This window comes from Alkalimarinus alittae (assembly GCF_026016465.1).
GTDB lineage: Bacteria > Pseudomonadota > Gammaproteobacteria > Pseudomonadales > Oleiphilaceae > Alkalimarinus > Alkalimarinus alittae.
This window is the reverse complement of record NZ_CP100390.1, coordinates 1,052,730-1,077,537: the sequence shown is the minus strand read 5'-3', so window position 1 is coordinate 1,077,537 and position 24,808 is coordinate 1,052,730. Positions and strand designations below refer to the sequence as shown.

At 44.6% G+C, this 24,808-nt stretch carries 25 protein-coding genes; 15 read left to right on the top strand and 10 right to left on the bottom strand.

Going from position 1 to position 24,808, the window contains the following annotated elements; all coding sequences use genetic code 11:
• Positions 1 to 132: 132 nt before the first annotated feature.
• From NKI27_RS04765 to NKI27_RS04725, 9 genes are all read left to right on the top strand, one after another.
• Positions 133 to 1,380 (top strand): TroA family protein, encoded by a 1,248-nt coding sequence (locus tag NKI27_RS04765; RefSeq protein WP_265048545.1) that lies wholly within the window; start codon positions 133 to 135, stop codon positions 1,378 to 1,380.
• Complete coding sequence (locus tag NKI27_RS04760; protein ID WP_265048544.1) at positions 1,377 to 2,450, top strand: FecCD family ABC transporter permease; 1,074 nt, start codon at positions 1,377 to 1,379, stop codon at positions 2,448 to 2,450. The genes NKI27_RS04765 and NKI27_RS04760 overlap by 4 nt, the downstream gene beginning before the upstream one ends.
• Positions 2,447 to 3,220 carry an ABC transporter ATP-binding protein gene (locus NKI27_RS04755; protein WP_265048543.1) on the top strand — a complete coding sequence of 258 codons (774 nt, stop codon included), beginning with the start codon at positions 2,447 to 2,449 and terminating at the stop codon, positions 3,218 to 3,220. The genes NKI27_RS04760 and NKI27_RS04755 overlap by 4 nt, the downstream gene beginning before the upstream one ends.
• Before the next feature lie 24 nt (positions 3,221 to 3,244).
• Positions 3,245 to 3,535, top strand: coding sequence for a DUF2218 domain-containing protein (locus tag NKI27_RS04750; RefSeq protein ID WP_265048542.1), 291 nt, complete (start codon positions 3,245 to 3,247; stop codon positions 3,533 to 3,535).
• Between the two features lie 867 nt (positions 3,536 to 4,402).
• Positions 4,403 to 6,691 carry a TonB-dependent receptor family protein gene (locus tag NKI27_RS04745; RefSeq protein ID WP_265048541.1) on the top strand — a complete coding sequence of 763 codons (2,289 nt, stop codon included), beginning with the start codon at positions 4,403 to 4,405 and terminating at the stop codon, positions 6,689 to 6,691.
• Positions 6,685 to 7,686, top strand: a complete 1,002-nt coding sequence (locus NKI27_RS04740) for an ABC transporter substrate-binding protein (protein WP_265048540.1) — start codon at positions 6,685 to 6,687, stop codon at positions 7,684 to 7,686. The genes NKI27_RS04745 and NKI27_RS04740 overlap by 7 nt, the downstream gene beginning before the upstream one ends.
• Positions 7,683 to 8,465, top strand: coding sequence for an ABC transporter permease (locus tag NKI27_RS04735; RefSeq protein WP_265048539.1), 783 nt, complete (start codon positions 7,683 to 7,685; stop codon positions 8,463 to 8,465). The genes NKI27_RS04740 and NKI27_RS04735 overlap by 4 nt, the downstream gene beginning before the upstream one ends.
• A complete protein-coding gene (locus tag NKI27_RS04730) occupies positions 8,453 to 9,214 on the top strand; it encodes an ABC transporter ATP-binding protein (protein WP_265048538.1) in 762 nt (253 codons plus the stop codon). Before NKI27_RS04735 ends, NKI27_RS04730 begins: the two co-directional genes overlap by 13 nt.
• A gap of 2 nt (positions 9,215 to 9,216) precedes the next feature.
• Positions 9,217 to 10,446: an NnrS family protein gene (locus NKI27_RS04725; RefSeq protein ID WP_265048537.1), complete on the top strand. Its 1,230-nt coding sequence runs from the start codon at positions 9,217 to 9,219 to the stop codon at positions 10,444 to 10,446.
• A 77-nt stretch (positions 10,447 to 10,523) separates the two neighbouring features.
• Here NKI27_RS04725 and bfr (NKI27_RS04720) read toward each other — a convergent pair whose 3' ends face one another.
• The 3 genes from bfr (NKI27_RS04720) to NKI27_RS04710 all read right to left on the bottom strand — a co-directional run bounded on the left by bfr (NKI27_RS04720) (position 10,524) and on the right by NKI27_RS04710 (position 11,913).
• Positions 10,524 to 10,991 (bottom strand): bacterioferritin, encoded by a 468-nt coding sequence (bfr, locus tag NKI27_RS04720; RefSeq protein WP_265048536.1) that lies wholly within the window; start codon positions 10,989 to 10,991, stop codon positions 10,524 to 10,526.
• Between the two features lie 20 nt (positions 10,992 to 11,011).
• On the bottom strand, positions 11,012 to 11,482 hold the full coding sequence (gene bfr / locus NKI27_RS04715; protein ID WP_265048535.1) for a bacterioferritin: 471 nt from the start codon (positions 11,480 to 11,482) through the stop codon (positions 11,012 to 11,014).
• A 218-nt stretch (positions 11,483 to 11,700) separates the two neighbouring features.
• Positions 11,701 to 11,913, bottom strand: a complete 213-nt coding sequence (locus tag NKI27_RS04710) for a (2Fe-2S)-binding protein (protein WP_265048534.1) — start codon at positions 11,911 to 11,913, stop codon at positions 11,701 to 11,703.
• Between the two features lie 198 nt (positions 11,914 to 12,111).
• Here NKI27_RS04710 and NKI27_RS04705 point away from each other — a divergent pair, with 198 nt between their 5' ends.
• The 3 genes from NKI27_RS04705 to efpL all read left to right on the top strand — a co-directional run bounded on the left by NKI27_RS04705 (position 12,112) and on the right by efpL (position 14,124).
• Entirely contained in the window at positions 12,112 to 12,834 is a 723-nt protein-coding gene (locus NKI27_RS04705; RefSeq protein WP_265048533.1) for a hypothetical protein, read from the top strand.
• A gap of 7 nt (positions 12,835 to 12,841) precedes the next feature.
• On the top strand, positions 12,842 to 13,447 hold the full coding sequence (gene cobO / locus NKI27_RS04700; protein ID WP_265048532.1) for a cob(I)yrinic acid a,c-diamide adenosyltransferase: 606 nt from the start codon (positions 12,842 to 12,844) through the stop codon (positions 13,445 to 13,447).
• 101 nt (positions 13,448 to 13,548) lie between these two features.
• Positions 13,549 to 14,124, top strand: coding sequence for an elongation factor P-like protein EfpL (gene efpL / locus NKI27_RS04695; protein WP_265048531.1), 576 nt, complete (start codon positions 13,549 to 13,551; stop codon positions 14,122 to 14,124).
• Between the two features lie 64 nt (positions 14,125 to 14,188).
• Here the strand turns inward: efpL and NKI27_RS04690 are convergent, their stop codons facing one another.
• From NKI27_RS04690 to NKI27_RS04680, 3 genes are all read right to left on the bottom strand, one after another.
• Positions 14,189 to 15,448 carry a uracil-xanthine permease family protein gene (locus NKI27_RS04690; RefSeq protein ID WP_265048530.1) on the bottom strand — a complete coding sequence of 420 codons (1,260 nt, stop codon included), beginning with the start codon at positions 15,446 to 15,448 and terminating at the stop codon, positions 14,189 to 14,191.
• Positions 15,449 to 15,458: 10 nt separating this feature from the next.
• Positions 15,459 to 16,085: a uracil phosphoribosyltransferase gene (upp, locus tag NKI27_RS04685; RefSeq protein WP_265048529.1), complete on the bottom strand. Its 627-nt coding sequence runs from the start codon at positions 16,083 to 16,085 to the stop codon at positions 15,459 to 15,461.
• Between the two features lie 249 nt (positions 16,086 to 16,334).
• Entirely contained in the window at positions 16,335 to 17,576 is a 1,242-nt protein-coding gene (locus NKI27_RS04680) for an L-lactate MFS transporter (protein ID WP_265048528.1), read from the bottom strand.
• Positions 17,577 to 17,813: 237 nt separating this feature from the next.
• Between NKI27_RS04680 and NKI27_RS04675 the strand changes: the two genes are divergently transcribed.
• Together NKI27_RS04675 and NKI27_RS04670 are read left to right on the top strand one after the other, a co-directional pair.
• Complete coding sequence (locus NKI27_RS04675; protein WP_265048527.1) at positions 17,814 to 19,400, top strand: GMC oxidoreductase; 1,587 nt, start codon at positions 17,814 to 17,816, stop codon at positions 19,398 to 19,400.
• Entirely contained in the window at positions 19,397 to 20,143 is a 747-nt protein-coding gene (locus NKI27_RS04670) for a sulfite exporter TauE/SafE family protein (RefSeq protein ID WP_265048526.1), read from the top strand. Before NKI27_RS04675 ends, NKI27_RS04670 begins: the two co-directional genes overlap by 4 nt.
• A 9-nt stretch (positions 20,144 to 20,152) precedes the next feature.
• Here the strand turns inward: NKI27_RS04670 and NKI27_RS04665 are convergent, their stop codons facing one another.
• The 4 genes from NKI27_RS04665 to NKI27_RS04650 all read right to left on the bottom strand — a co-directional run bounded on the left by NKI27_RS04665 (position 20,153) and on the right by NKI27_RS04650 (position 23,707).
• Positions 20,153 to 21,292, bottom strand: a complete 1,140-nt coding sequence (locus NKI27_RS04665; protein ID WP_265048525.1) for an acyl-CoA dehydrogenase family protein — start codon at positions 21,290 to 21,292, stop codon at positions 20,153 to 20,155.
• Positions 21,293 to 21,408: 116 nt separating this feature from the next.
• Complete coding sequence (locus tag NKI27_RS04660) at positions 21,409 to 22,029, bottom strand: flavin prenyltransferase UbiX (protein WP_265048524.1); 621 nt, start codon at positions 22,027 to 22,029, stop codon at positions 21,409 to 21,411.
• Positions 22,030 to 23,424: a UDP-N-acetylmuramate:L-alanyl-gamma-D-glutamyl-meso-diaminopimelate ligase gene (gene mpl / locus NKI27_RS04655; RefSeq protein ID WP_265048523.1), complete on the bottom strand. Its 1,395-nt coding sequence runs from the start codon at positions 23,422 to 23,424 to the stop codon at positions 22,030 to 22,032.
• Positions 23,425 to 23,488: 64 nt separating this feature from the next.
• Positions 23,489 to 23,707: a DUF1289 domain-containing protein gene (locus tag NKI27_RS04650; protein WP_265048522.1), complete on the bottom strand. Its 219-nt coding sequence runs from the start codon at positions 23,705 to 23,707 to the stop codon at positions 23,489 to 23,491.
• A 182-nt stretch (positions 23,708 to 23,889) separates the two neighbouring features.
• Between NKI27_RS04650 and NKI27_RS04645 the strand changes: the two genes are divergently transcribed.
• Positions 23,890 to 24,687, top strand: a complete 798-nt coding sequence (locus tag NKI27_RS04645) for a substrate-binding periplasmic protein (RefSeq protein ID WP_265048521.1) — start codon at positions 23,890 to 23,892, stop codon at positions 24,685 to 24,687.
• The last annotated feature ends 121 nt before the right edge of the window (positions 24,688 to 24,808 follow it).

Below are 24,808 nucleotides of genomic sequence, written 5' to 3'. Positions count from 1 at the left end.
TGGAGTTGCTTTTGGAGTGGTGCGTACTTCCTTTCGCTATCATTCCGAAAGCGCTCTTTTATTTATTCTGAAGTCTAATTTAAATAGGGCTGCACTCCGAGAGGAATGCGGCCTTCATAGAGTTGTAAATTAATGTATTCAGTATTTAGGTGCTTAACCAAGTCACTATGGTTAGTTATTACGCTCTCTGTTTTTAGTGGCATTAGTTTAGCAGAGACCTCAGCATCTCGTACCGTAGTCGATTTGGCCGGACGTGAAGTGACTATTCCAGTCAATGCAGAGCGAATTATTATAGGCGAAAGCCGCTACATACCTGCATTAGCTATTGTGGAAGAAGATCCGATTTCAAAAATCGTCGGCATGCTGGCAGACCTTAAATTAACGGCGCCCGGCACTTACCGACAGTTTCAAGATAGGTTTCCTGAAATTGAAAATATTCCCCTGATTGGTCATACCTCTGCAGACTCTTTCAGTGTCGAACAGGTATTAACCCTTAGAGCAGAGGTTGCTATTTTTGGCTTGGAAGGCCATGGACCCACCGCGAGGCATGCACACGTAGTAACACAATTGGAGCAAGCAGGCGTTGCAGTCGTTTTTCTTGATTTCCGCAAAAACCCGTTGGCAAACACCCCAAAAAGTATTGCACTGCTCGGTAAAATTTTTGGACAAGAGCAGCGAGCAGAAGCGTTTAATCAATTCTACCGTGAACAATTACAGCGTGTAACCGATGGCTTAGCGCAACGAAACAGCTCACTAGCACCTCCCAGCGTATTTATTCATAGCCGAGTAGGCATAATGGATATGTGCTGTGAAACAATGGTGCGAGGAATGATGGCGGATTTTTCTGATCACGTGAGCGCTAATAACATTGCTAAACCCATCGTTCCCGGCGCAGCAGGCGTTATGAATCTAGAGTACTTGCTGACATTTCAACCGCAGGTCTATATTGCTACGGCAGTCGGATCAAGTGATACATGGGCCGCAGGCCACACTTCACACGCCGACAATATCCCTCCTTATATTGTATTGGGGTCTGATGTGTCAGAAGACGTGGCAAGGGCATCTTTTAACAATGCGCTGTCGGCGTCCAATACTCGGGGAGTAAAACAATTAGAAGCCGTAAAACAAGGGCAAGCCTATGCCATCTGGCACCATTTTTATAACACGCCTCTCAATGTTGTAGCGGTTCAGGTATTTGCCAAATGGTTGTATCCAGACACGTTTCAGGCGCTGGACCCGAAAGCTACTTTAGATGAACTATACCGACGTTTTCAGCCGTTCCCGGTAAAGGGAACCTACTGGGTGAGTCTAAATAAGCACCCTCCTAAACCTATGGCTCTCGTCACAACTATGCCTGACAACACTGGAAACCAACAATGACCGCCTTGGCCAACCCGACGCCTAATACAAAAAATACACTTTCTGGTCAGTACAATGCGTTTATATGGAAACGAGTATTACTGTTAGGGGTACTCGTAATAGCGTTGGTGCTATCACTGATCACCGATATCGCCACAGGTCCGGCACAACTCGGTATCTTAGACGTGTTATCAGGCTTGGTCTATGGTATTGATAACCCAACCACTGAAGTCATTATCTGGGATGTACGCATGCCCTATGCCTTAATGGCATTGATAGTAGGGGCATGTTTGGGGTTGGCAGGTGCTGAGATGCAGACGGTACTCAATAACCCTCTCGCCAGTCCGTTTACCTTAGGTGTGGGGGCTGCGGCCACCTTGGGGGCATCTTTAGTTATTGTACTAGACCTATCCTGGACAGGGCTTAGCTTCAATGTACTACTACCGGCATCAGCCTTTGTGTTTGCATCAGCGGCGTCTATTCTGATTCTAATTTTATCCCGCACGCTAGGCGCTAGCATCCATACCGTCGTATTGTTTGGTATTGCTCTAATGTTTGGTCTAAACGCCGTAGTAGGGCTACTTCAATTTGTGGCAGATGCCAATTCACTGCAACAAATAGTCTTCTGGACGATGGGCAGCCTGGCACGGGCAAGTATGGATAAAGTGGCCATCGTCACAGTGGTATTTGTTATCTGCCTGATATGGAGTGTCGGCCATGTTTGGTCACTCACTGCATTACGAACAGGTGAAGATCAGGCGCGCAGTATCGGCATCAATGTCGAACGCATCCGCTTACTGGTGCTGCTACGCGTCAGTTTATTAACGGCTATAGCGTTAGCATTTGTAGGCGAAATTGGTTTTATCGGCTTAGTTGGCCCTCACATTGCCCGAATGATGCTAGGTGAAGACCACAGGTTCTTCTTGCCCGGCAGTGCCTTGGCAGGCGCGTTGCTATTGTCTTTATCCTCTATCGCATCGAAAGCATTAATACCCGGTGTTATTTTACCGGTGGGTATTGTGACAGCGCTGGTAGGCATCCCACTGTTCATTTCTTTGATTATGAGTCGTGGTCGAGGCGCAATGGTATGAGTTTTTCAATCTCTGAGTTAAACATTGGCTACGGCTCACGCACCGTTATCGCCGATATCACTATTCCTGAATTACCCAAGGGTGCAGTGGTGGCCGTTGTTGGCCCCAATGCCGTGGGGAAATCCACCTTACTGAAATCGATTGCTGGGCTGGTGAGCTATTCCGGGAGCATTCAATTTAACCAACAAGCATTGTCGTCTATGCCCAGAGCGGAGTTGATTAAAACGTTAGGGTATCTACCACAAGCGCTTCCTCAAGCGATTAGTTTAGTGGCTTATGAGGTCGTGTATAGCGCCTGTCGTGCCGTCAGAACCGACTTGACTGCGGAACAGGTTGAACATGCTATTGAGAACACCTTTGAGCGACTGGGTATTCGTAATCTCGCACTTAAACGGTTAAGTGAAATGTCTGGCGGCCAGCGCCAAATGGTTGGACTGGCACAGGTATTGGTTCGGCAACCCAAACTATTGCTACTTGATGAACCCACCAGTGCGCTAGACCTTCATTGGCAGTTAAATGTGCTAGAAGCCATTCGTAAAGAAACCACTCATGAGAACGCTATTGCGCTGGTAGCCAGTCATGATCTTAATTTGGCATTACGCTTTTGCGACTATGTATTAATTTTAGCGCCCCGTGGCGTATTGGCGCTGGTCACACCAGACCAACTTACGCCTGAACACCTGGCGCAGGCTTATGGCATTGAAGGCCGCGTAGAGGCATGCTCAAAAGGATTCCCCATTGTTTTGGCAGATAAAGCCCTCCCCCGCTAGTCTATTATTGAATTGGAGTTAGTTATGCACGTTTCAGGCACCGTTACGACACCATTAGGCAGCAAGTATATCCATAAACTCTGCAAACATTTCACCCACCGTGTTCCAGCAGAGTGGGATGAATTGACAGGGATAGTACGCTTTGACATGGGCACATGCACCATCACGGCCACCAATGAAACCCTGACCTTTGGTTGCGAAGCTCAAACAGAAGATGATTTGAACGCCATCTTGGAAACCGTAAAAAGCCACTTTGATCGCTTTGCATTAAAAGACCAGTTAGAGCTTAACTGGCAAGACAATAATACTAAATAACCTTTCCTTTCTTCAACCGCCCTCACCCCCTACCCAACAGAGGTTAGCGTTCAACCATTGAGTGATGAGCGCGTCCTTTGATGATGGTGATGCGTACTCAATAGACCTGTTAGGAGAAAGCACACATCACCACCATCGTTTCAGAACAAATCCTTTTGTTCCTACCACTTTGAAGATGACCAGTCCCCAAAGCATTTTGATCGTTTGCCCGATCATTAGCCGGCCGAACGACAAGCTTTGCTGCGAAGACTTGATAAAATAATCCCAGCAACAAATCTTAATGATAATTATTCTCATTTAATTGTCATCTTATGTCAATAGGTTTATTAATTAATACTTTAACTGTACTACTGGCAGTGCCTCCACTGAGCAAAGAAATACTGTACCACTCTCGTTTTGAAATCGATTTTGCCCTAATCTAACAAAATGGCCTGAAATAATAAAAGCGGGGCTGAGCAACCTGGTATCCATAGGCACCGTTTGATGTCCTACTGTCTCTATAGATATACCATTTTTTTGTTTTTCGGTTCAGGAAAGGCTCAATGAAAAAAAATGCTGTAGGAAGAAAGCAATACTCAAAACGCGGGATATCAACCAAACTAATAGAGCCAACAGTTCTCCCTGTCTGTGTACATGCTGGAACCAATATTATTTTTAGCTGCAGACAAAAGCCAGTGAGATCAGCCAGATAATAACAAAGAGCAACTAATCAGATTGTTTTTCAAGTTGTCGGTAATTAATCCCAATGCCTCCACTCACATTAATGTGATGGCAAATGAAATACTCTTGACTAAAATCAATTAAATGCAAACAATAATCATTATCATTTGAGTTGTCACATAATCAACTTATTAGCCGGAACCCAAAATGCATTCACTGAAGGTCACCAAGCAACACACCAGAATAAGCTATATTATGCTTTTCATGCTATCGGCTGGAAATTTATACGCGGCTGAAACAAGCACAGAAGAGCCCGTTAATTTATCTAACCTCATCATCGAAGGCGAAAAAGGGGCTGGGCAGTATGACAAAACATTACTTAACGACCAACTCCTTGATGTCCCTGGCGGCACTAACTTGGTAGATTTAAGTGAGGTTACAACCAGTCAATCGACACTCAGTGATGTTTTGGGTAATGAGCCCGGCATTATTATGCAAGAATTCTTTGGCGGGAACGATCAACCCAGACTTAATATAAGAGGGTCTGGCATACAAGATAACCCGGTAAACCGTGGTGTGCAGCTATTATCAAACGGTTTACCTCTTAACCAAGCCGACGGTTCATTTATTATCGGTCTATTGGCACCGCAACAAATGCGTTATGTTTCTGTATATCGAGGAGCCAATGCACTCCAGTATGGTGGCGCTACTTTAGGCGGGGCCATCAATATGATTCCTAGAACAGGTCTCAACAGCAACAACTTTGTTCAAGCAGAGGGTGGCTCTAACAGCCTTTTAAACGGGAATTTTGGCGTGGGTGGCGCAAATGAGTCATGGGATTATTACATCAGTGGCGGCCAAGCTCAGTCTGATGGTTTTCGTAACCATAGCGAAAGCGAACGCATTGATTTAGCATTTAATGTTGGTTACCAGATTAACGATAATATAGAAAACAGAACATATTTTAACTATACCGATAACTACTTCCAAATCCCATTCGTTGTGCAAAAAGGTATAGCACTTGATCACCCTGAAGCGGTTTTAGGTGACGGTTATGCTTCTGCTTATGCCCCACCCTCTGCCCTGCCAGCTCCGGCTGTTAATCATCCGTCTTTTGGCTGGAATGCACGAGGAGGCTGGGATGGTGTTTTTAATGCTTACAAGCGCAACCCTCGCAGAGAGTCAGAGCAGTTCAGGCTAGCAAACACCACTCGCATGAGTTTTGACCATACAGACCACGAATTGGGTGTTTTTGCAGAAACAGTAGATGACGTGTTTACCGACCCATTATCTCATGCCGTTGTCGAAGCTGATAATTTTGGTATCCAATACGCCTTCAACACAACGGGTGACTTGATTACGTCACAAGACGATCTGCTTATTTCGTTAACCGCCAATCAAGGAAGCATGCCCACCGAATACTGGGTTAACAACCCAGAAGATGGCACGCGTTTATTCCAGTTTGCAGATTTGGATATGGATGCCAACAATGTCGCATTAAATATGCAGTATACCGCCAAGGTTCACCAGCGAGTGCAGTTAGTCACAGGGCTTCAATGGCTGCATTACGAACGAGACATCAAAGGAACCGCCTCTACCCCTCCCTCCCAAGGTTTTGACAAAGTCGTTGCAGATGTTAACCAAGACCTGTCTTTTGATACGTTTAACCCTAAATTGGGTTTGATTTATGAAGCAGATGAATCTGTACGCTTCTTTACTAACCTGAGTCGAAGCATGGAAGCGCCAACATTCAACCATCTGGTTACCCGAACGGTTGGGGCTCTTATTGTGCCTGGTGAAACCAGCCCACCTTCGCCACCATTTACTGATGCCGAAATAGCGTCAGGCGCTGTTTTAAAAGACCTAAAAGCACAAACGGCCTGGACACTTGAGCTAGGTACTCAGGGCGAATGGCAAGACACATCATGGCAAATGACATACTACCACTCAAAAGTAGAAGACGAACTCATCACCTTGGTGACCGGGTTTGCTGTAAACGCAGAAACACTTAACTATACCGATGGCACAACCCATCAGGGGGTCGAGTTAGGTTTCAATACCAATCTGGGAAACAACTTGCTACTGGGCGGAGACAGCTTAAACACTAATATTGTCTACAACTACAGCCATTTTACCTTTGATGGCGGTATTTATAGCGGGAACCAAATAGCCGGTATCCCTGAGCATCTCGGTTATGTCGAATTAGCTTACCAGCCCAATGATAAGATTCTGATCGCGCCAAACATGCGCTGGCAGCCATCGGATACCTATGTCGATCATTCAAATACGCAAGTTCAAGATGCATTTATGCTGTTAGGGATAAAAGCATCTTATAAAGCCACAGATGCATTCCGTTTATACGCCGATTTAGATAATATTAACGATGAGACTTACCAGACATCTTATGTAATTCGTGGCATTTCAGATGTTAACCAGCCGACCTTCCTTCCTGGTCAGGGCTTCAGCTTTTCTGTAGGGGCAACCTATTCATGGTAAACCATCGTTTTATGTGGTTACAGGTCGCATGCATCACATGCCTGCTAGCCATTTTTTCTTCAGCCAATGCTGCAGAAAAGCGACCACAAATAACACTCGCTGGCCCTATGGCCAGCGTTTCCAACCCGCTAATGCGCATGGTGTCTTCAGGGGCACTTGCAGATATTACAGACAACCTCAAATTTGAACTATGGAGAACCCCAGACCAAATGCGTGCTATGTCTATTAACGGTGACGTTGATTTTATAGCAACCCCCACTAACGTGGCGGCTAACCTATACAATCGAGGAGCTGATATTCGTTTGTTAAACGTATCGGTCTGGGGAATACTCTGGATGGTCTCAAGGGATAACACCCTCAAAACCATCGCAGATTTTAAAGGCAAAGAAATTGCCATGCCATTAAGAGGAGATATGCCGGATATTATCTTTTCAACATTGGCTAAATCTTCAGGACTCAACCCCAAAACCGACTTTAATTTACGCTATGTTGCCAACCCACTAGACGCAATGCAGTTGTTAATCATGCGCCGGGTGGATCACGCTTTATTAGCCGAGCCTGCAATATCAATGGCCTTACGCAAAACTCAATCTTTCCCCGTGAGTGTGATTGCACCCGACCTTTACAGAAGTGTAGATTTGCAAGATGAGTGGGGGCGACTTTTAAAGCGGCAACATAGCATCCCACAAGCAGGCATGGCTGTTATCAATAGTTCTCTTTCAAACCATGAGATTAAACGGTTTAAAGACGAATATAAAAAAGCCACGCAATGGTGCATAGACAACCCTGATGAAGCTGGACAGTTAATTGGAAAAACGATCAAAATGCTAACACCAGAAGCTATTTCAGACTCTATTAAAGTCAGCCAAATACGCGTTGTTTCTGCTGCCGAAGCAAAACCAGAATTAGAGCATTTCTTTTCTATATTACATCAGGAAACCCCTGCTCTTATTGGCGGGACGCTACCTGACAACTCGTTTTACTATACAGAATGAACGCCTTCCTTAATATTCTAAAAGACTTCCCACGCTACCTTTGGAGTGGCTGGGGAGCCATTGCCAGTATCTGTTTATTTATTGCGCTTTGGGAATTCGGACACCAGGCCTATGGAAGTCTGGTTCTACCCTCTCCCCAAGTAGCTTTTTCTACGTTATGGCAGTTGTTACAAAATGGTGATTTGCAGGCAGATTTGTTGATCTCTTTAAAAAGAGCCATGTGGGGGTTTCTCATATCGGTTGTATTAGGGACTACATTAGGCTTATTAGCTGGTTTGTTTGTAACGGCATCAATGATGAGTCGACCACTCGTAACCATCTTAATGGGGATGCCACCTATAGCCTGGATTGTATTGGCGATGATGTGGTTCGGCATGAGTGACATGACAGTAGTATTCACCATTGTCATTGCCTCGTTCCCTATGGTTTTTGTAGGGGCTCTTCAAGGTACCAGAACACTTGAAAATGATCTGAACACCATGAGCAATATCTTCAAAGTGCCGCTACGGATGAAAATAGTCGATATTTATTTCCCCCATATTTTTTCCTATGTCTTCCCCGCATGGAGTGTCTCACTAGGCACCTGTTGGAAAGTCGTGGTTATGGCCGAACTGCTCGCCAGTAATAGTGGCATTGGTTCTGCGCTAGCGATCAGTCGCTCACAACTCGATACTGCAACCGCCTTAGCGTTGGTCACGATCATGGTTGCATCGCTGCTACTAATTGAATACCTATTAATGGAACCCATCAAACGGGAGGTTGAACAGTGGCGCAGTTAACCCAAACAAGCAGCTTAGAAGTCAGCCGCCTTAATCACCGGTTTGGTCCTGCTGAGATATTACGCGATATCAATTTTAGTGTACAAAAGGGGCAAGTCGTGTCTATTGTCGGCCCTAGCGGGGGTGGAAAAACAACACTGCTTCACTTATGCGCAGGATTATTAGATGTGTTAGATGGAGACATCAAAAACACGTTTGAAAGCTTCTCTTTTGCCTTTCAGGATGCCCGGCTACTCCCCTGGCAAACCACGCTAGATAACATTGCCTTTGGCCTTAAAGCAAAAGGCGTTAAAAAAGCCCTGCGACATACTCAAGCCAAAGAGATTGCTCTACGCTTTGGTTTAGATGAAGCGGATTTTAATAAATTCCCTAAAGACTTAAGCGGCGGTATGCGCCAAAGAGTTGCTTTTGCCCGCGCCTTAGTCGTTCAACCAGAATTACTCTATCTGGACGAACCATTTTCAGCGCTAGACATCGGCCTTAAACAAGAGCTACAAAGCATTTTAATAGAGCTCGTTAACCTTCAAAGTTTATCAATCCTATTTATTACCCACGACCTTATGGAAGCCGTCAAGTTAAGCCATCAGATTTTACTGCTTGATATTGACCCTGGACGAATTGTAGAACGCTTTACACTCAACAAGCCGCTACCAGAACGAGACGACCAGTTTGTTTATCAGGAAACAGCAAGGCTGCTAGCGCATCCTAAAATAAGGCAAACCTTTGAATTAAACCTGAGGGCTAAATAGTGGTGGCTAACCCAATAACATTAAACTCAAAGAACCCGCCCACGTTGCTCGCTTATGGATTTCGTCCATTTTTTTTATTGCTAACCAGTTACATAATTCTCACTACCCTGCTTTGGGGGATGCATTGGGCAGGTTTTATCTCTCTGATCTTTACCGATAACATCATAGAATGGCATATATACGAGATGCTATTTGGCTTGGCAGCAGCCGGAATTGCAGGGTTTCTACTGACCGCTCTACCAGAGTTTTTTGAACGAGTCACTCCGGTAACGGGCAAGCCCTTACTGTGGGCAATTATTCTGTGGGCTGCGGGACGGCTTAGCTTTTGGATGATCGACCTGCTTGGCCCCATCATCGTCAGCATTGTTAATTTATCTTTTTGGTTATGGTTATTATATCAAGTCATCAAACCGGTGCTTTCAGACCCGCAAAAAAGGCATTCTGCTCTGGCATTTTCAATCATGCTATTAACAACCATTCAGATCATCTTTTTTATATCCAAAATTGATTCATTACGCCTAATGACAGGGATAACAGCTGACTCTATTGCCATTCTTAAAATGGCCGTTGGGGCGTTTATGATACTAATACTCTCGGTCTTACAGCGAGTAAATACAGGCGTGATCAATGGCCAACTGGAGCAACTCGAGATTAATGAGCTATTTATCTCCCGTCCACCCAGATATTACTTAGCGATGTTTACTTTGTTACTCTTTACGATTGTTGAGTTTTTGTTGCCAGGAAACCATATTCTAGCGTGGCTGGCATTTGCTGTGTCGGCTGCGATTCTGAACACCCTCAACGACTTCTTTATCAAAGATGTCCGGTTGTTCACTATTCCACTGGTTTGGCCATTAGCCTCTATTCTTATGCTAATGGCCTTAGGCTATGGTTTTATGGCGGTTGATTATTTAGATGACAGTTTCTACAGCATCAACCATTTCAGGCACATCTTAACCACAGGCGCACTCGGGCTTGCTTATATAATGATAATGTCTATCGTCTCTACGGTGCATACGGGCAGAATATTACAGGCTAACAGGTGGTTGAATGTCACCGTTGCTCTGATCATTATTGCCAGCCTACTTAGAGCCTCTATAGCATTTTTTCCGCAATATGCACCCATGCTATTTTTTAGCTCGTCGCTCATATGGGTCGGCGCGTTTGTTGTTTATCTATTCAGGTTTTCTCTCTTCCTTATAAGCCCCAGAGCCGACGGGTTACCGGGGTAGCTATAGCTGTATTGGACAGACAACAAAAAAAGGGCAATTAAGCCCTTTTTTGTTATTTACCTGCGAACACTGTTAACTTACATCATCGACTGCAAATAATTCTGCAATCCAATCTTATCAATCAGCCCTAACTGTTTTTCAAGCCAGTAGGCGTGATCTTCTTCGGTATCTTCTAGCTGCTTAACCAGCATCGCACGCGTTTCATAATCTTGCTCGGTTTCACAAAGCGCTATTGCTGCTTTCAGGTTTTTTACGACAGAGTATTCTAAATCTAGGTCGCTTTGCAGCATTTCAGGAACGGTCGACCCGATATTTAGCGGCTCACGTTTAGTTAAGTTTGGTTTACCTTCTAAAAACAGGATGCGTTTTATCATCGCATCTGCATGACCCGTTTCATCTTCCATTTCATGGCCGATTCGTTCAAACAGCTTGCTCAAACCCCAGTCATCATACATTCTGGAGTGAACGAAGTACTGATCCATAGCCGTTAGCTCACCGGCCAACAAGTCGTTTAATACGTCGATTACCTTATTACTGCCTTTCATAAAATGCGCTCCTACAAGAATTAATCGCCGATCATGCTTTGTAAATAGTTTTCAATACTGATATTTTCGATTAGCCCAAGCTGAGCTTCAATCCAGTCCAGGTGCTCTTCTTCGGCTTCTAGAATTTCGCCTAACAGGTCTCGGCTTACATAGTCAGAAAGCGTTTCGCAGTGTGCCATTGCTTCTCGTATGTCTTGCAGCGTAACCACCTGAAGCTTTAAATCACACTCCAGTATCTCTTGAGTGTTCTCACCGATCAGCAACTTGCCCAGTTTTTGTAAATTAGGGATACCTTCTAAGAACAAAACACGTTCAATCAGCTTATCTGCTTGCTTCATGTCTTTAATTGATTTTTTGTACTCGCGCTTGTCAAGCTCACCCAATCCCCAGTGCTTGAACATACGGGCATGTAGAAAATACTGGTTAATGGCAATCAGCTCATTACCCAAACACTTATTGAGCAATTCGATGACTTTTTTATCACCTTTCATAATGAAGACCCTTTTAGAAATAGCATGAGAGCAACAATACCACACAAACTATAAATAGTGGTTTGCCTTTAAGCCTGTAGAGGGAGAGTATAGACGAAATAAACTCGATGCCAAGTGCCACCGAAGATTTGGGGGGGGGGGGTCAAACGAGTGAAAAATATATAGCTACAAGCTATTGATATTAAATAATATAATATTATCAATAGAGAGCACTTATATTAGCACGACACCTCTTGAGCGAGATGCAAGGCCTGAGACAACTGAAGCTGTGAAATAGTATCTTTAACCAGGTCTTTAGCATAAGAAGCACACTGCCCGCAGCACCCACCTACACCTAAAGAAGCACGAACATCACCAAAGCCAGTCGCACCTTCATGAACTGCACTTTCAATGTCTTTATCGCTAATACCCTTGCAGATACATACCAACATTACACATAGCCCCGCATTAAGTTTCAATAATCATTATTATATGCTAATGAGAATCTTTATCAATAAGAAATTTTAAATATATTTCTGTTTGATCGTTTATTTGATTCTTGCTTAATGCCTGATAGCATTCTTGCACAGCCAATTCTTATGAAAGAAAATAACCTTAAAGAACCTCTTACTTAGCTGGAATATCTTAAAATGCCGATATCACCGTCACTTAAACCTAAACGACTCAACGATAACGGCTTGAATGTACAATGCGTATTCAATATAAACGAGCTACCTATAGGTATTATTAAACCGCTCTCTGAGAAGATTGAAGAGTTCCATAAATATAGTCAGCTTATATTGGTCGGTCACAGAGGGAAGCTGCTTTGGGCGTCTTTACCTAATGCCGATTCGCTTACAGATGCTCCAGCAAATAGTAACCCTATTGATAGCTTTACAATTGAGACAGTCTCAATGTGGTTAACTACAACGCATCCCAACCTCTCATTCAGAGTGATTTACCCAGGCAACCCACCCGTTAACTTAATTGCCCTCGGTAAATTGGCTGGTTGGCATCACGAGTCACCCTTTAAAGTGGGTATTAACAACCACTGGGGGTCCTGGTTCGCCTATCGCTCTGTTATATTAGCTAACAGTGATTTCGCCATCACACAACCATTAGCCTCAACATCGCCCTGCTCTACCTGCAAGCATAAAATTTGTATTGATCATTGCCCTGCAGCCGCGTGTAATGAGGGCGAATTAGAACTAAATAAATGCATCAGCTATCGAAAGTCAGCTAACTCTCAATGCAGCCGTACCTGTCTCGCTAGGGTGAGCTGCCCTGTTAAGAGCGAGCACCGTTATACTGAACCGCAACTCAATTACCACTATACTGAATCCATGAAAATAATTAATCTCTACAATTTATAGGACCACTATGAGCGATTCTAAATCGGCAAAACATAAAGCCAGTATGGAAAAACAAAAAGAACAGATAGACAAGAGCATCGCTAAGGCAGATACCGAGCGAGGCGTTTCAATTCTGCTCACGGGTAATGGCAAGGGTAAATCTAGCTCTGCTTTTGGAATGGTTATGCGTAGCCTTGGGTACGGTTACAATGTGGGTGTTGTGCAGTTTATTAAAGGTGTTCAGCTATCTGGCGAAGAAATCTTCATTCGAGAAAAACACCCTGAAGTACAGTTTCATCAAATGGGTACAGGCTTTACCTGGGACACTCAAGATAGAGATTCCGATATCGCAGCCGCCGAAGCTTCATGGGTGCATGCAGAACGAATGCTCAAAGATGAAAGCTTACACCTAGTGGTATTAGATGAACTCACCTATATGCTGGCCTACTCTTACTTAGACGAAGAAACAATTCTTAGCGCCATTCGAAATCGTCCAGCCAATCAAAGCGTGGTGGTAACGGGTCGCGGCGGCGGTAAAGCCATTCGTGAGTTAATGGATACCGTATCAGAAATTAACGATATCAAGCATGCCTATACTGCTGGCGTCATGGCGCGTAAAGGTGTCGATTACTAAGACAGCCTTGAGCTAGTCGCAGGTTTTGATTAAGCTAAGTAATAAAGTACCCTTAAACGTTATCAGCACCTTTAACATTTTGATTTTAGAGCGAAAATAAGATGCCAAAAGCAAGTGAACTAAAGAAAAATACCGCCGTTGAATATAATGGCAATGTTTACGTTATTAAAACCATTGACCGTTCTGTGCCTCAAGGCCGAGCAGGCGGCAGCATCTACCGTATGCGTATGTACGATGTTGCGACAGGCAATAAAATTGACGAGACATTTAAAGATTCAGATATGTTGAACCTTGCGGACTTAACTCGACGTCCCGCTAAGTTTTCATACTCAGATGGCGATGAGTATGTCTTTATGGATAACGAAGACTATACATCTTATATCTTCAACAAAGAGCGCATCGAAGAAGAACTACAGTTTATTAATGAAGATACTAACGGCGTAATGGTCGTGATTGTAGGTGAAACACCCGTTGCCCTTGATTTACCTGCGAACGTTGACTTGGATATTATCGAAACGGACCCTGCTCTTAAAGGGGGTTCAGCCACCGCTAGAACTAAGCCGGCTATTTTATCGACTGGTGTCACCGTGCAAGTACCTGAGCATATTTCAACCGGCGAGCGCATCACCATCAGCGTAGAAGATCGTAAGTTTGTGAGCCGTGCTGATTCAAAATAAATAGATATAACATATAAAGGGCATTCTGGTTATTCATGAACTGCCCTTTATATGTTTTGTCGCGCTACTCGACTGTAGACTCAGCCTTAGGATAAGGCAGCACTAGGTTTAATATCACCGCGACAATAGCACACAGACTTACGCCTTTCAGCACCATCTCACCACTGCCTATTGCCATCCCACCAATACCAAAAACCAGTACCAAAGACACGATACAAAGATTACGCGATTCACTCAGATCGACGTCAGCCTTAATTAATGTGTTGAGACCAATAACGGCAATAGAGCCAAATAATAAGATTAGTATTCCGCCCATCACTGGCGTCGGCACCGTTTGTAAAAGTGCACCAAACTTACCCACAAAAGCCAGTAAAATGGCAAACACAGCCCCCCAGGTCATTACGATAGGATTAAAGTTTTTTGTCAGAATTACGGCACCCGTAACTTCAGAATAAGTCGTATTAGGTGGCCCTCCGATCATCGCTGCGGCACCTGTTGCGATACCATCACCTAGCAGCGTATTTTGCAAGCCAGGTTTCTTCAGGTAATCTTTCCCTGTGACCGTTCCAATCGCCATGATATCGCCTACATGCTCAATCGCAGGGGCAATCGCAACAGGGATCATAAATAGCACCGCTTGCCAGTTCCACTCAGGCATAACAAAGTTAGGCATGGCAAACCAAGCAGCACTCTCTAATGGCGCAAAACTAACAAGCCCCAGAAATAACGACAGTACGTACCCCGTCACAATGCCAGATAAAATAGGCAGTAACCTAAATATTCCATGCCCCTTTATAGCCACCAGTAACGTCACAAAAAGACTCGTTAGCGATACGATTAGGGCTGTGTTATAAGGCATCAACTCGGCAGAGCCATCACCTGTTTTACCCATCGCCATATTAACCGCAACGGGCGCAAGCCCAAGGCCGATCACCATAATAACCGGACCAATTACAACGGGCGGCAGCAGTCGATCAAGAAAATCAGTGCCATAAATTCGAACGGCAAAGCTCATTAAAATATAGAGCCCACCGGCAGCCACCAATCCGCCCATTGTGGCAGGTAAACCCCACGTTTGAGTGCCATAGATGATAGGCGCAATAAAGGCAAATGATGAAGCAAGGAAAATAGGCACCGTTCTTTTAGTCACCAATTGAAATAACAGTGTCCCCATACCTGCAGTGAACAGTGCCACGCTAGGGTCAAGACCTGTAATCAGGGGTACCAACACCAAGGCGCCAAAGGCCACTAATAGAATTTGTGAGCCTGCGAGTGCATTGTGCCAAGCAGGCGTTCTGCTTACATCTGAAGATGTTGAGTTCATTTGTTCGCCCTTATTTGGTACCAAATATTTTATCACCGGCATCCCCTAAGCCCGGTAAGATATATCCGTTTTCATCGAGGCAGCGGTCGACTGATGCTACATAGATGTCAATTTCGGGGTACGCATCCGTCACACGCTTGATACCTTCAGGGGCTGCCACTAACACCAACACTTTGATCTCTTCGCAACCGGCTTTTTTCAACATTTCAATTGTCGCAACCATCGACCCTCCTGTTGCCAGCATAGGGTCAATCACCAACGAAATTCGGTCTTCTATTTTACCCACTAGCTTTTCAAAATAAGGCACTGGTTCTAACGTTTCTTCATCACGGTACAGGCCAACCACGCTCACTTTTGCACTAGGCACTAACTGTAAGACGCCGTCCATCATGCCCAATCCCGCTCTCAATATCGGCACAACTGTGACTTTTTTGCCTTGGATTTGCTCAACTTCGATAGGGCCTGCCCAGCTTTCAATGGCGGTTGTTTCTAGTGGTAAATCTTTAGTGGCTTCATACGTTAATAGGCAACCCACTTCTGTCGCTAGCTCCCTAAAACGCTTGGTGCTAATCTCCGCTTCCCGCATTAACCCTAGTTTGTGCTGCACTAGCGGGTGCTTTATTTCATAAACAGCCATCTACTATCACCTCTATTCTGTTGCGAAGAATTAAATATTTTGCTGAGACTCGTTTTTGATATTTACCCAAAAATGTAACATACGAACGGTCTCAAATTGCAGAAAAGTATAACGGTTGCGATCTAGCTTATAAACAAAATTGAACGTGCTCGTCAGTTTTTCATAAAATGTAAGCCTAAAAAAAGCCCCTGGGTTTAATCCAAGGGCTTTATCAATGAAACAAAGTAGAAAATGGGTGCTTAATGCTAATTATGCGGCATGAGCCAAACTGAGGTCTGCCGTTTCTTTTTTCTCTCGTAGCATAAAAGTCAACAAAGCGCTGAACACTAACAAGCCACCCGCAACAGCGAAAGAGCTAGTAAATGAACCGCTAGACGCTTTTAGCACTTCTGCAACCCTAACCAACACAAATGCACCCACCCCCCACGCGGTGAACAGCATACCGTAGTTAGTTCCAAAGTTTTTGGCTCCCCAAAGCCCCTTAGCAAATGCAGGGAACAATGAAAGATTGGTACCATAGTTAAAGCCAATAAAGGTAGCGAGTACAATCAGCGCAACGGCACTGGCATCATTTCCGCCCAAAAGTGGTATGGCCGAAAACATCAGTACCGCTTGGAAAATCAACATCGCAAACAATGTATTAATGCGCCCTATACGGTCAGACAATACACCCGCGACAACACGGCCACCCGCATTACCTACGGCCATAATAACCACTGCCATAAATGCCATCGCCCCCATGCTTTGCTTGGCCATACCCGCAACACTGCCGATAACCATCAATCCGGCACCTGCACCAATGAAGTAAATAGTCCACAAGATATAGAACTTTGATTCTTTAAGTAATTCCGATGGAAGCAACTCACGAGCAGCCGTCGCTTGTGAGGCAGCAGGTTCATTTACACTATAGTGTTCAGGCGGATTACTTAAAAGCATGGCTAATGAACACACAACAACAGTAAAGCCTACGCCTAATATCATCATCGTCGTTTGAAGTCCCAATTCGCCCGTAAGATAGCTTGCAAGCGGTGCAATATAAACCGGTGCCAAGCCAAAGCCTGATACGACAATACCGGCAATCAGGCCTGTTTTAGCTGAAGGAAACCACCGCAACGCAGGCGGTGTCGCAGAAGAATAACCAAAGCCAATACCGGCCCCCGCAAGCACGCCAAAACCAATAATCCAACCCCAGTAATCAGCGGTCTGGGAGATAATTAAAAAACCTGCTCCTACTAATAAACCGCCTAAAATTGCCGTTACTCGCGGACCAAACCGATCCTGGCATTTTCCAGCGACCACCATCGTCAATGCAAATGTAAGACAAGCAACCGCATAAGGATCGTTAATCGATGATAAATCCCAGCTAAACACACCGCCCTGTTGAATCGACTCTGATATCTCTTTCTTAAAAATACTCCAAGTATAAAGTACCCCTAAAGCTAAATTGATACCTGTACCCGCCAACGTGACGCGCCACCCTTTGTTCTTCATCTATTATCCCTCTTGCAATCTTAGTAGTGCTGTTCGTATGTGAGCTTGAATATCTATAATTGCGGCATTAAAGCGGATATAGGGAGAGTTGTACTTGTATAAGATCAAGCGCTAAATTAAGAGCCAAGCGCTATTGATTAAAAGAGGCTTGTGATCATCTATTAGTCTGGTACACAATAACTTAACAACATGATCTAGCACGACTTAAAAATACAATAATAAATCTAAGGTGTAAGCATGAACCAACCCCAAAATCACCATTTTGATTACGACTACATTGTTATTGGCAGCGGATTTGGCGGCTCAGTCTCTGCGTTACGCTTATCAGAAAAAGGCTATAAAGTATTAGTCATTGAAAAAGGGAAATGGCTTAAAGCTAAAGACTTCCCTACCACTAATTGGAAGCTAAAAAAGTGGTTATGGCTACCTTTACTCAAATGTTTCGGCCTATTCAAAATGACCTTTTTTCGCCATGTCACCGTATTGTCAGGTGTTGGTGTAGGCGGTGGTTCTTTAGTCTATGCCAACACGTTACCCGTCCCTAAAAAGTCTTTTTTCGAATCGGATAGCTGGAAACACTTAGGGAACTGGGAAGAGGAACTTACGCCTCATTACAAAACAGCACTTACCATGCTGGGTGCAACGCCGTCTCCCAGAAAAGAGCATGGCGATAAAGCCCTACAACAACTGGCAAACAATATTGGTAAAGAGGACGCCTTTGAAGCGCCGAACGTGGCGGTATTTTTTGGTGAACCCGGTAAAAAAGTACCTGACCCTTATTTTGAAGGCAAAGGGCCTGACCGCGTAGGCTGCACTTTTTGCGGCGGTTGCATGCTAGGCTGCCGATTTAATGCAAAGAACACCCTAGACAAAAACTATCTCTATTTTGCACAGCAAAATGGGGCAGAAATTAAAGCAGAGTCAGAAGTGATTGATGTTAGAGAGTATCTTGCGGGGGGTATTCATGGCTATAGTGTCGACTGGAAAAACTCAACACGCTATTTTGGCGAGTCAGGAACGCTTCATACTAAAGGTGTTATCTTTGCTGGCGGCGTTATGGGCACTATAAAGTTGTTGCTCAAGCTCAAAGAAACCTCTCTTCCTAGAATTTCAGATCGCTTGGGTTACGGTATTCGCACTAACTCTGAAGCTGTTATTGCCGTTACTACCGCCAGTCAAAAGAAAGACTATTCTGAAGGCATCGCCATCGGCGCACTGCTTCACACCGACGAACATAGCCATTTAGAAACAGTGCGTTATTCAGCAGGAGCAGGTTTCTGGCGACTCGCTATGGTACCGATGGTTCGAGGGGGTAATGTTATCTCTCGCGTGTCTAAAATGGTCTGGCAGTGGATACGCCACCCAGTGACGAGTTTTAAAATCGCTACGGTTGATGACTGGGCTAAGAGAACGCAAATTTTACTCTTTATGCAAACATTAGACAGCACGTTGAAATTCACCCGAGGCCTATTTGGTATGAAGTCGCGAATGGATACCGGCGAAGCCCCTACGGCCTTTATTCCCGAAGCCCAAGACCTAGGGGACAAATACGCTAATATTATTGACGGAAAGCCCACTGTTCTGCTTTCAGAAACGTTACTAGGCATTCCCACCACCGCTCACATATTAGGCGGGGCATGCATGGGTAAAGATGCCTCAGAAGGGGTAATAGATGCAAAGCACAATGTCTTTGGCTATCAGAACCTGTATGTGTGCGATGGTTCGTCCATATCGGCCAATATTGGCGTTAACCCTTCACTCACTATAACCGCGCTCACAGAGCGAGCAATGAGCCATATTCCTGCTAAAGAGAGCGCTGAATGACCGATTGGTTTGCAGACCTATCTAACATCAGTGTTGCGGTGTTACTGATATCGAGCTTTTTAGGGTCGTTTATCACTGCCTCACTAGGCGTGGGTGGCGGCGCGTTTTTGATCGCGGTAATGGCTGGTATCGTGCCACCTCTTGCATTAATTCCTCTTCACGGAATAGTACAATTGGGCTCTAATGGCTCACGTGCCGTACTCACAAGAAAGCACATAGATAAGCGTGTCATTCTGTTTTTTGCTTTAGGGGCTTTGCTCGCATCAGGCAGTGCTATATTGCTTCTTGACGCGGTAGGAACCGACTTTATACCACCACTCATCGCTGTTTTTATTCTCTGGCTATGTTGGGGCCCCATGCCAGAATTAGGTCTAGGAAAGAAACCTATCCCCCTGTTTATCGGTGGATGGTTAACCACTATGGCAACGATGGTTGTGGGTGCAACAGGGCCTCTCGTCTCGGCTTGGTTAGGACGAACAGGAGTTGATCGATGGGTTTATACGGCTAATTTTTCCAGCTGTATGACGCTTCAGCATCTACTAAAAATAGCGGTTTTTGGCTTGGCAGGGTTTGCCTTTACTCAATGGATACCGCTATTGATCTTAATGATCATCATGGGGTTCATCGGTACAAAAGTGGGGTTAAAAGTACTGGGTAAGTTGCCGGAGAAGCACTTTAAATTCCTTTTTAAAGTGCTGTTATCTATTTTGGCAATTAAGATTCTCTTCGTTTGGTTTTACTAAGACTTAAAACTATAGCGAACGTGCCACAATTTCTTTCATTATCTCATTGGTACCTGCGTATATGCGCTGAACCCGTGCGTCTGCCCATGCTCTTGCTATCGGGTATTCCCACATATATCCATACCCACCATGAAGCTGAACACACTCATCCATTACTTTGCACTGCAGGTCAGTGGTCCACTGCTTCAACATCGCGGCAGTCGGTACATCCAACTTTTTCTCTAAGTGCAACTCTAAACAACGATCGGTAAAGCAGCGACCTGCAAAAATATCTGCTTTCATTTCTGCCAGTTTAAAGCGGGTATTCTGAAACGCCATAATCGGTTTACCAAAGGCTTTACGCTCTTTGGTGTAATCGATTGTCCATTGAAGTGCGGCTTCGCAAGCGGCCATAGCGGTTAGCCCAACCAACAATCGCTCTTGAGGCAGTTCTTGCATCAACTGCACAAAACCTCGGCCTTCTGAATCACCTAGCAGGTTTTCTGCAGGGATTTCTACGTCTTGAAAAAACATCTCTGAGGTGTCTTGCGCCTTCATACCGACTTTTTCAAGGTTTTGACCTTTTTCAAACCCTTTTGTACCGGCTTCAACAATAAACAAGCTGGTACCTTTGGCACCTTCTTTCGGGTCTGTTTTAGCCACTACAATAACCAGATCGCACAACTGACCATTGGTGATAAACGTTTTTGAGCCATTAAGGATGTACTTATCCCCTTTTTTGATGGCTGTGGTTTTCACCCCTTGCAAATCAGAGCCTGCGCCCGGCTCCGTCATCGCAATGGCACCAATCATTTCGCCACTGATTAGCTTTGGAATGTAGTGTTTTTTCTGCGCTTCTGTGCCATGACGCAAAATGTAAGGCATCACGATATCTGAGTGTAATGAAAACCCAACCCCAGAAAGGCCCAATGCACCGGCTTCTTCCATAACCACTGTACTGTATCTAAAATCTGCGCCTACACCGCCATACTCTTCGGGTGCGGTTGGACATAAAAAACCCATCTCACCGGCTTTGCGCCATAGCTCTTTCGACACCTGCCCATCTTTCTCCCACTGCGCATGAAAAGGCACGGCTTCTTTTACGAAAAACTTATGCACTGAGTCGCGAAAGCCATCTAAATCTGAATCAAACAAAGGTCGATTTTTCACGGGTTATCTCCTGAATGTTGTATTTATTTTAGTTCGAATAACACCAGTCTCTCAAGGGAAGGCAGTCTTGCTCAATGCCCTAAACGGCCAATTTAAATAACCAAAAAAATCATTATTTAAAATCGGTCGCTACCCCACTTCGAAATCAACGTCTGCTCAACGCCCAGATGATCAAGCATTCTGGCGACCATAAAATCAACGATGTCATCGACTGACTGTGGGTTGTGATAAAAACCCGGACTGGCCGGCATGATGGTCGCGCCCATTTGCGTGAGCTTAAGCATGTGCTCAAGATGAATGGCGGAGTACGGGCTTTCTCGCGGTACCAAAATCAACTGCCTACGTTCTTTTAGTACCACGTCTGCGGCACGCTCAATCAAGTTATTACTCGCACCCGTTGCGATGGCAGACAACGCTCCGGTACTGCAAGGGCAAACCACCATTGACGTTGGAGCCCCCGAACCCGATGCGACAGGCGACATCCAATCTTCTTTACCTAATACGGTTATCTGCCCTTTTTTTGCTTGAAAGCGATCGGTCAAAAACGCCGTCAACGCTGCGGCTTGAGCGGGTATCTTAAGCGCTGTTTCAGTCGCAATCACCACATGTGCCGCTTTTGAAACCAGTACAAACACCTTAACGTCTGCTTTAACGAGACACTCGACTAATCGAAGACCGTACTGAGCACCTGATGCGCCGGTAATCGCCACTGTGACCCGTTTCTGATCAGCCTTCATTTATAAACCCTCTTGCAAAGCGGATATCAACGCTTGATGAATACCCGAAAAGCCACCATTGCTCATCATCACAATGTGTTTTTTACCTGTTGGGTTGTTTTTCAATTGCTGTTTTACGGTGTTGATAATTCCGTCAACCGAAGTGCCTAATTGATGCTTACCACCCGCAGCGAAAACCATATCACCTAACCAATTCATTGAACCATCAGAGGCGAGGTTTGCCCATATAACTTGGTCTGATTTTTCAGCCGATGCTAACAATGTGTTTTGATGGACACCCATTTTCATAGTGTTGGACCTAGGCTCTACCAGTATAATAATTTCATCGTCACCCACTTGCTTTCTTAACCCATCGAGTGTCGTTTCGATGGCGGTAGGATGATGTGCAAAATCATCATATACCTTAATACTGTCTATACCGCTTATTACGTCTATATCCGCCAGCAACTCTAACCGGCGCTTAACACCACCGAATTGGCTTAACGCTTCAGCCGCGACTTTCGCGGTCACACCGACATGTCGAGCCGCCGCCATAGCCGCCACGCCATTCAATACATTATGCAGCCCTGTCATCGTCCAATTGACGGTCGCGCTTTCATTGTCTATTTCAACCGAAAAAATTGAACCATCGGCAGATGTTAGCTGATAGGTCCAGTCGCCCTGCTCTGTCGAAATTGTTTGAACATCACTCCAGCAGCCTTTATCTAAGACCTGATTAATACTTTCAACGCTTTTAGGCGCAATGACCAGCCCCGTAGAAGGTACGGTTCGTATTAAGTGATGAAACTGAGTTTGAATAGCGGCCAAATCTGAAAAAATATCAGCATGATCAAACTCTAGATTATTCATAATTAGTGTCCGTGGGCGGTAGTGAACAAACTTTGAACGTTTATCAAAAAAAGCGCTGTCATATTCATCTGCCTCTACCACGAAAAACGGGGTATCACCTAACCGAGCAGAGGCTTCAAAGTTTTGTGGCACGCCACCAATCAAGAAACCTGGCGACATGCCGGCATATTCTAAGATCCAAGCTAACATCGTACTAGTGGTGGTTTTGCCATGAGTGCCCGAAACAGCCAACGTCCAACGGCCCTGTAACACATAGCGAGCCAACCACTCAGGCCCTGATGTATAAGGTAGCCCTCGATCAAGCACCGCTTCTACTTCTGCATTGCCGCGACTCATTGCATTGCCAATGACTACCAAGTCTGGTGCAGGGTCAAGGTTATCCGGCGAGTATCCATTCATTAGCTCAATTCCCTGAGCTTCTAATTGTGTACTCATGGGAGGATAAACAGCCTGATCAGAGCCTGTTACATGATGCCCAAGTTGCTTAGCCAATACCGCTAAACTGCCCATGAACGTACCACAGATACCTAAAATATGAATATGCATTTAAATTTATCGTGTCTTCTATTATTGAATTTTATAAGCAAACAGATTTTTCTGTTTTTGCGTCTTAGCGTACATCAGGTGTTCGTCGTTTCTCTACTTCAATCAAAACTAGCGTTCTCTGCTCTAGTGTTAATGATCGCCACGCTAAGATTTCTTCTAGCGTTCGAAAACAACCTAAACAGATATCACCATCGTCAAGACAACAATTTCTGATGCAAGGATTTATCAGTTGCTGCTCTTTAGAATGGGGCTGCATTTGCATCGAATTAATTAACCTAGACATATCCCCTTCCTACCGCTCTTCACTCTTAACCTTAGTTTAATAGCTAACAGCAAGGGGGGGAAGGGATTATCCAAGTAACTCAACTATTTCTAAATTCACCAACACAGATACACTTTTACTCTATACTAAAACAATACTTGTAGCCTAGACTCAACGCGACCGATATAACATCAGGAACCGCAATGCGCCAAACCTCCATTAGACAAACGATACCTCGAACAGCGTTTATCCTTGCTATTGCTATATTGCTTACATGTTTCGCTTCACTTTCATCAGCAGAAGACAAAACATTCTCAGTAGCTTATAACGAAAACTGGCCACCATTTAGCTACCGTGATGAAAATAACAAAATGACAGGGATACTGGTTGATATCATTAATGAGGTATTTGAAACTAAGCTTAACATGCCTATTGCGGTGTATGGATACCCTTGGAAACGCGTGCAGCACAACGTCGAAATAGGTGTCAATGATGCACTGGTGACAGCAGCCACGAAAAAGCGACTTCTGTATAGCGTAAGAAGTAGCGAGATCGTTTATACCTTGGAAGAAAAAGCATTTATAAGCAAAACATCAAAGCATCGAGATAGCTTATCTACTCTTTCACTAGATAATATTTCAAGACTTAAAAACTATAAAGTGTGCGATATGATTGGTAACGGCTGGGCAGACACGTTTTATGCACGCCATGGAATTGAGATAAAACGTTTTAAAGACATCAACATCTGCTTTCGAAACATCGCTTATGAACGCTTTGACATTGCCATACATGTCAGTGCGGCGGGTCTATCTCAGTTAAGATCAGAGTTTCTGACGGACGAAGTAGAAATGTTACCCGTTATTTTTGATGAAGTGCCGTTTCCTCTATTAGTTAGCAAAAAATCTCCTCATCTCGATATATTGCCAAAATTTGATGAAGCAATTAGAGCCTTTAAAGCAGAAGGACGGGTTCAACAAATTGTTGACCGCTATACAAAATAACAACACCGTCAGCGATCAAATGACCATTCTCTTTCTTCAAATAGGCTGAGCCAACAGGCTTTAGAATAAAAGTGGGTGTTATCGCCTATTGCTCCCTGCCCCTGCGCCGCTATAATCATTA